This window comes from Bradyrhizobium sp. YR681, from assembly GCF_000282615.1.
Taxonomy (GTDB): Bacteria; Pseudomonadota; Alphaproteobacteria; order Rhizobiales; family Xanthobacteraceae; genus Bradyrhizobium.
This window is the reverse complement of record NZ_AKIY01000310.1, coordinates 1-5,132: the sequence shown is the minus strand read 5'-3', so window position 1 is coordinate 5,132 and position 5,132 is coordinate 1. Positions and strand designations below refer to the sequence as shown.

At 64.5% G+C, this 5,132-nt stretch carries 4 protein-coding genes; 2 read left to right on the top strand and 2 right to left on the bottom strand.

Features of this window, described 5'->3' with window-relative positions:
• The coding region (locus tag PMI42_RS33720) for a methyl-accepting chemotaxis protein (RefSeq protein ID WP_008143491.1) at positions 1–874 on the top strand (874 nt) is incomplete at its 5' end.
• A 121-nt stretch (positions 875–995) separates the two neighbouring features.
• Here PMI42_RS33720 and PMI42_RS33715 read toward each other — a convergent pair.
• Entirely contained in the window at positions 996–1,655 is a 660-nt protein-coding gene (locus PMI42_RS33715) for a peroxiredoxin (protein ID WP_008143490.1), read from the bottom strand.
• A 392-nt stretch (positions 1,656–2,047) separates the two neighbouring features.
• Here PMI42_RS33715 and PMI42_RS33710 point away from each other — a divergent pair, with 392 nt between their 5' ends.
• On the top strand, positions 2,048–2,620 hold the full coding sequence (locus tag PMI42_RS33710) for a hypothetical protein (protein WP_008143489.1): 573 nt from the start codon (positions 2,048–2,050) through the stop codon (positions 2,618–2,620).
• A gap of 40 nt (positions 2,621–2,660) precedes the next feature.
• Here PMI42_RS33710 and PMI42_RS33705 read toward each other — a convergent pair whose 3' ends face one another.
• Positions 2,661–4,517, bottom strand: coding sequence for an alkaline phosphatase family protein (locus tag PMI42_RS33705; protein ID WP_008143488.1), 1,857 nt, complete (start codon positions 4,515–4,517; stop codon positions 2,661–2,663).
• Positions 4,518–5,132 lie beyond the last annotated feature (615 nt).

The following is a 5,132-nucleotide window of genomic DNA, read 5'->3' as shown; positions in this document are numbered from 1 at the left end:
GGCGACGCCTGCCGCGGCCGAGCAGCGCAAGGCGGAGCTGCGCAATTTCGTCGAGCAGTTCCGCGGCAGCGTCGGCGGCATTCTCGACAAGGTGCTGAGCTCCTCCGGCGAGTTCGAACGGGCGGCGCGGCAATTGACCGACACCGCGCGCTCCACCGCCGACCTGTCGGCGCAGTCGGCCGGCGCCTCCGAAAACGCCTCCGAGCACGTCCGCTCGGCGGCCTCGGCCTCCGACGAGCTGTCCCAGTCGATCTCCGAGATCACCCGCCGCGTGCAGGAATCCAGCGAGATTTCCGCCGAAGCGGTCCGGCAGGCCGAGGCGACCGACCAGCGCATCGCGCAGCTCTCCGAAGCGGGTGCGCGCATCGGCGACGTCGTCAAGCTGATCACCTCGATTGCCGAGCAGACCAATCTTCTTGCACTGAATGCCACCATCGAGGCCGCGCGCGCCGGCGATGCCGGACGCGGGTTTGCGGTCGTGGCTCAGGAGGTCAAGACGCTCGCCGGCCAGACCGCCAAGGCCACCGAGGAGATCTCGACCCAGATCGCCAGCATGCAGCTTGCCACCGAGGAATCGGTTGCCGCCGTCAAGGGGATCGGCCAGATCATCGAGCGCATCAGCGGCATCGCGGGCTCGATCTCGGCTGCGGTCGAGTTGCAGCGGAGCGCCACCCACAACATCGCGGCCAGCGTTCGCGCTGCGGCCTCCGGCACTGCCGACGTCGCGGTCAACGTCCGCCACGCCGCCAAGGGCGCGAGCGAGACCGGCGAGACTTCGAGCCGGATGTTTGCCTCGGCTCAGGCGCTGTCCGGCGAGAGCCTGCATCTGAAGGCCGAAGTCGACGGCTTCCTCGACCGCGTGCACGCGGCGTAACTCGCACCGTCATTCCGGGGCGGTCCGAAGGACCGTGCCCCGGGATCTCGAGATCCCGGGTCTGGTCCTCCGGACCATCCCGGGATGACTTTTTGCGGTCGCTGTCCGCGACCGCCAAACGTCACTTCGGCTGCGGCACGATCCGGATGTAGGGCTTCGGCTCTTTCCAGCCCTGCGGGTAGATCGTCTTGGCTTCGTCATTGGAAACCGAGCCGGCGATGATGACGTCCTCGCCCTGCGACCAGTCGGCCGGGGTGGCGACGCGATGCTTGGCGGTGAGCTGGAGCGAGTCGATCACGCGCAGGATCTCCTGAAAATTCCGGCCGGTGGTCATCGGATAGACCAGCACCAGCTTGATCTTCTTGTCCGGCCCGATGACGAAGACGTTCCGAACAGTCTGGTTGTCGGCGGCGGTGCGGACCAGCGGATCGCCCGAGATCGCAGCCGGCAGCATGCCGTAGAGCTTGGAGACGTTGTAGTCGGTATCGGCAATCATCGGGAAGTTCGGCGCTGCGCCTTGCGTCTCCCTGATGTCCTCCGACCATTTCGAATGACGGTCCACCGGATCGACCGAGAGACCCATCAGCTTGACGCCGCGCTTGTCGAATTCCGGCTTCAGACGGGCGAGCGCGCCGAGCTCGGTCGTGCAAACCGGCGTGAAGTCCTTCGGGTGCGAGAACAGGAGCGCCCAGCTGTTGCCGATCCAGTCGTGGAACTTGATCTTCCCTTCGGTGGTCTCGGCTTCGAAGTCGGGGGCGGTGGCGCCGATCGGAAGTGTCATGGTTCTACCTCATCGCTTTGAATCTACTTGGAAATTCGCGCCTCACTATGTCCCCTAGTATAGGGGCTGGGCGACCCCAAGTGAACGGCGACTGAACTGCTTCAAGTAAAATGTGAATTCTTCCTCCGAAGGGCTGATTTCCGAGCACGTTTTTGTTACGGGGACGCCTGCGACGAAACATCTCTACCGGGGCCGCACGGGCTCGATTGCCGCGATAAAGCCTTTTATGACCCGCATCACGCTCGCCCTGCGTTTGATGGAACCGAAATGGTCCTGATAGCGACTAATCGGCAACCATTGAGAAAAGTCGCGATCCCCGTATCGAATCATTAACCACCCCTTTACGCCCGCATGGAAATGCTGGTCGATCAGAAGAAATCTGGAAGTGCACTATGTCCGCCGCTGCGCCTAAGTCTGTTGAATCGCCGTCCCTCGAACCGTCCTGCCGCGATACCTCGGCTCATGCACTGACCATCGTGCGCGACGGCGTGATCACGGGCGAAGGCCCGACCACCAAGGGCCGGGTCCATTTCTCCCGCTCGCTCGATGCCGATGACACCGCCTGGTGCACGCGCATCCTCACCTCCACCGCCGTCAACGACCAGCCGGTCAGCCGCGCGGAGGCCGAAGCCCTGTTCGAGATCAACGAAGCCGCGACCGAGCGCACCGATGGTGGCCGGTTCGACGATCTGCTGGCCAAGGCCGTGGCCCATTACGCCGCGAGCGCCTCGGGCCTGAAAGTGCCGCCGCGCAGCGTTGCGCTGTCGGCGGAATCCGAGATCGAGAGCTGGGCGCCGTCCTATGCCTCCAAGGTCAACAGCGAGATGCTGGAGTGGATCGCCGGCCAGATGCGCGGCAAGCGCCAGAACAACCGCCGCCTGATGGCGATGGTGGCGACCTTCCTGGGCGCCACCGCGCTGCCTCTGGCGGGCCAATTGCCGAACGTGTTCGACATCGGCATGTAGCTTCACGCGCCTCTCACGAGGACGCATTTGAACGGCGGGGTTACTTCCCCGCCGTTTTTTGTTTGCCGGTCTCCGGCTCGAGGCCGAGCGTGCGGCCGGGGAAGCCGGCGGCGTCGAAATAACGCTGGCTGCCGACGCGCTGCACGTTGAGCACGGTCTCCAGACCGTTCTCGGATTTCTTCTTCGACCGCTCCACGCTCTTGAACGCCTTCGGCACGATGCCGTTGGGCAGCGCCTCCGACATCACGCGGCCGACGAGGCCGCCATTCTGCGACCCGCGCAGGCCGAGCAGCTGGGCGGCGGTCATGCCGACATCGGCATTGCTGACCGGGATCTCGCTGACATAGCCGGCTTTGAAGTCCGGACCGATGGCGGCCATGAAGTTCATGGTGTCGCCGCGGCTGAAGCTGCCATGCATGCCCTGGCCCTGGCGCAGCACGGTGTCGGCGACCTGCACCGAGCAATTGGTCGGCGCCTCGCCGCAATCGCTGGCATAGGAGCGGAAGTTGACGACGATCGACGGCGTCGGCGTCGCCGACTTGCCGCGCAGGTTGATGCTCGACAGCGGCAGCGTGCCGGGGAAGCGGCCGAGCGAGTCCTCGACGAACAGGCCGGAGACGTAGTCCTGCTCGAGCAGCGCCTTGATCGTCTTCGCCGCCAGCTTCTTGTCCTTGTTCGGCAGGTAGATCAGGTCCGAGCCGCCATTGGTGGCGACGACGAGGTCGGGCTTCTCCGGATCCTTGCCGAGCACGCCGTTGCCGGCCCTGGGATGCTTGTTGCCTTCGACCTTGGCGTTCTTGTCGTTGGGGTCGAACAGCGGCAGGTCGAGCGCCTTTGCGAGATCGATCGCCAAAAAGCCCATCGGCAGAAAATCCTTCGGCGTGTCGTCATAGCTGAGCTTGGCCGAGGGGCTGGTCTTGCTTTCCTTGGAGATGGTCGAGAAGCCATGGTCGGCCTGAACCATGATGTTGGTGGTGGCGGCGAGGCCGAGCTCGTCGAGCGCCTTGCGGAGCTGGGCTAGATTGTTGTCGGCGTTCTTGATGCCGGCCATCGAGGTCGGCCCGTTGATGCCGGGCAGGATCTGGTTGAGGCTGTCGCCGGTGTTGTGCTGGCTGCCGTCGGGGTCGCGCGACCAGAACACCAGCACGAACGGCTTGTTGCGCGCCTTGAACATCGGCAGCACCACCTTGGCGGCGACGTCGGCGAAATAGGCCTGCTGCGCGACGTTGGCGACGACGGTGCCGGGCGTCTTGGCGTCGCCCGCCTTGGAATTGTCGCCGCGCGGCGGGGTGGCGAGGGGCAGGCCGGCCTTGGTCAGCGCCGCCTTCACCTCGTCCGACAGCGCCACGCCGTTCTTGCCGCCGGTGGAATCGTCGAACACGACCGAATGCAGGCCGGGCTTTTCGGGCTTGTCGGTGTGGTCGAACTGGTAGGTCGGGCCGACCTTGCCGATCGCCGCGGTGCTGAGCCCCTTGTCGCGGGCCAGCTTCAAGATGGTCTCTTCGTTGAGATAGTCGCCCTTGAAATGCTCGTCGATGTCGCCGAGCACGGCGTCGTTCTCGATGAAGGGGACCACGGTGTCGCCGGCGGGCACCGAGGTGTAGTTGGTCCAGATCGTGTTGGAGAACACGCCGGTGTCGCCGAGATAATGGCCGGTCGACATCGCCGAGCCGTTGGCCATGGTGAAGGTCGGGAACAGCGAGTGAGGGTTCTTGAAGTTGACGCCCTTGTCGCGGATTTCGGCCATCGCGGGGGCCGTTTCAGGCGTGACTTTCAGCGCGCGCAGACCATCCGGAATGAACAGGATCAGGTTGCGGGGGATATTGTTCTGGGCGGAGGCAAGTCCGGTGGACAGCACGGTCAGCCCGGCTGACAGCAACACCAGTGAACGGCGCATCAAGGTCTCCTAGCGGTGAGGCGGCATGGCCGCAACCCGCGGCCCCCGGCAATCGTTTAGTTTTGCTGTGTGACGGTTTTGTTACAAGACCCGATCGGCATGCAGAAGTGACGGGGAGGTGACCGCCGTCCACGGATTCGTCACTGTGCGGATGCTGAAGGGAGGTGGGCGTCTCTCTCGTGTCCCGGACGCGGTGCGGCACGCAGTGACGCTCCGCAGAGCCGGGACCCAGCAGGTCACGGCGCGCTGCAACATGGGCCCCGGCTCTGCAGCGCATCACCATAGCGCGTCGAAGACGCGCGTAAACGCGCTCTTGGTGCTGCGCAGCGTCCGGGGCACGAGACCTGAGTTTGTCGCGCATCTGTATCGACGTCGTCATTGCGAGCGTAGCGAAGCAATCCAGAATCCCACCGCGGAAAGACTCTGGATTGCTTCGCTGCGCTCGCAATGACGTGGTGATGGCAACGCTCTTTCAACTCACATCCCAATCGCAGACACAGCTTCGCATCCTCGCGGCGCGTTTCGCCCGAGTTTTGCTTCGTCGCCTTTACCCTCCAATGAAAGAGGGCGCAGGGAAGGCCGGGAGCCGGCTGGCTCCCATTGTCCGCCATGCCA

Coding starts and splice junctions, on each gene's coding strand:
- PMI42_RS33715 (WP_008143490.1), bottom strand. CDS start 1,655: ATGACACTTCCGATCGGCGCCACCGCCCCCGACTTCGAAGCCGAGACC.
- PMI42_RS33710 (WP_008143489.1), top strand. CDS start 2,048: ATGTCCGCCGCTGCGCCTAAGTCTGTTGAATCGCCGTCCCTCGAACCG.
- PMI42_RS33705 (WP_008143488.1), bottom strand. CDS start 4,517: ATGCGCCGTTCACTGGTGTTGCTGTCAGCCGGGCTGACCGTGCTGTCC.